The following is a 1,304-nucleotide window of genomic DNA, read 5'->3' on the forward strand; positions in this document are numbered from 1 at the left end:
CGGTGGCGCGCGACGTGAGCGCCTCCGTGCGCGAACGAGCGCGCGAGGGACGACCGATCGAGCGAAGCGAGAGAGGGAGTCGGCTGGGGAGGTCTGTGGGCTGTGCGGGGCGGTGCGGTCACAAGTGGTCATGCTCACTCCGCGGTCCTGTTTGCGGTCAGTCTTCGAACTCCGTGCACCCACCAACAACGTTCGCAGACACTAACCGATCAACCAGAAACAGCCGCGCAAACTCCGCCCTGTACAGAAAGACACCTCCCACCGAAAAACGACTACTCCTCGTCCAGCGACATCCGCTCGCCCAACTGCTGATCGAGCGCGCCCCGCTCCCACGTCCGGGTCCCCTCGCCCTCGATCTCGGCCTGAATCTTCTCCTCCAGCAGATTGACCGCCACCGAGTTCGCGCCCTCGGGGATGATCAGGTCGGCGTGTTTCTTCGTCGGCTCGATGAACTGCTCGTGCATCGGCTTCACCGTCGAGAGGTACTGGTCGATCACGTCCTCCAGCTCCCGGCCGCGCTGGATCACGTCGCGCTTGATCCGCCGGAGGATCCGCACGTCGGCGTCGGTTTCGACGTACAGCCGGAGATCCATCATGTCGTTGATCTCCTCGTCGTACAGCGAGAGGATCCCTTCGACGATGATCACGTCGGTCGGCAGCACCGTCACGCGCTCGTCCTTGCGGTTGTGGATCTCGAAGTCGTACTGGGGCATCTCCACGGCCTGCCCCTCCGAGAGCTGCCGAAGGTGTTCACGCAGCAGCTCCCACTCGAACGCGTCGGGGTGGTCGTAGTTGATCTCCTCGCGCTCCTCGCGGTCGAGGTGGCTCAGGTCCTCGTAGTAGTTGTCGAGGGGGATGCGCGTCACCGACTCCCCGACGCTCTCGGTTATCAGGCGGGCGACCGTGGTCTTGCCGGCGCCGGTGCCGCCGGCGATCCCGACCACGAACGAGGGGATAGTCATCGCCCGGTTCGAAGAGAGCGCGGCGTTTCAAACTGCTGTTTCGGCGCAGTCAGCCCGGCAGTTCGAGTTCGTCGCCCGCGAGGAAGGCGGCGGCGACGCCGAGGGTGAGCACCGCCGCCCAGACCGCGATCGCGGGCTCGCTCCAGCCGTCTGTCGCCGTGACGGCGGCGAGCCACGCGAGCAGTCCACTCCCGAGAACGAACGCGGCGTCCGGTAGGTCGACCATATCCGGGGTAGCGACGCCCGGCTACGTCAGTGTGACGCTCCGGCGTCGAACAGCGAGGCGCTGAGCTGTTCGGCCTCGCCCTCGCCGTTCCCCTCGCCCCGGCCGGCGAACGCCGC

The 1,304-nt window shown here is 66.5% G+C and carries 2 protein-coding genes; both read right to left on the reverse strand.

Annotated features, from left to right (window positions below; all coding sequences use genetic code 11):
• Positions 1-272 precede the first annotated feature (272 nt).
• Positions 273-962, reverse strand: a complete 690-nt coding sequence (gene udk / locus ACFR9S_RS06125; protein WP_379732870.1) for a uridine kinase — start codon at positions 960-962, stop codon at positions 273-275.
• Positions 963-1,011: 49 nt separating this feature from the next.
• On the reverse strand, positions 1,012-1,188 hold the full coding sequence (locus ACFR9S_RS06130; protein WP_379732872.1) for a hypothetical protein: 177 nt from the start codon (positions 1,186-1,188) through the stop codon (positions 1,012-1,014).
• Positions 1,189-1,304: the final 116 nt, after the last annotated feature.

The organism is Halolamina salina (assembly GCF_042678005.1).
Classification (GTDB): domain Archaea; phylum Halobacteriota; class Halobacteria; order Halobacteriales; family Haloferacaceae; genus Halolamina; species Halolamina salina.

Bases quoted from the DNA above. Each gene is read 5' to 3' on its own strand.
- udk (WP_379732870.1), bottom strand. From the start codon at position 962: ATGACTATCCCCTCGTTCGTGGTCGGGATCGCCGGCGGCACCGGCGCC.
- ACFR9S_RS06130 (WP_379732872.1), bottom strand. From the start codon at position 1,188: ATGGTCGACCTACCGGACGCCGCGTTCGTTCTCGGGAGTGGACTGCTC.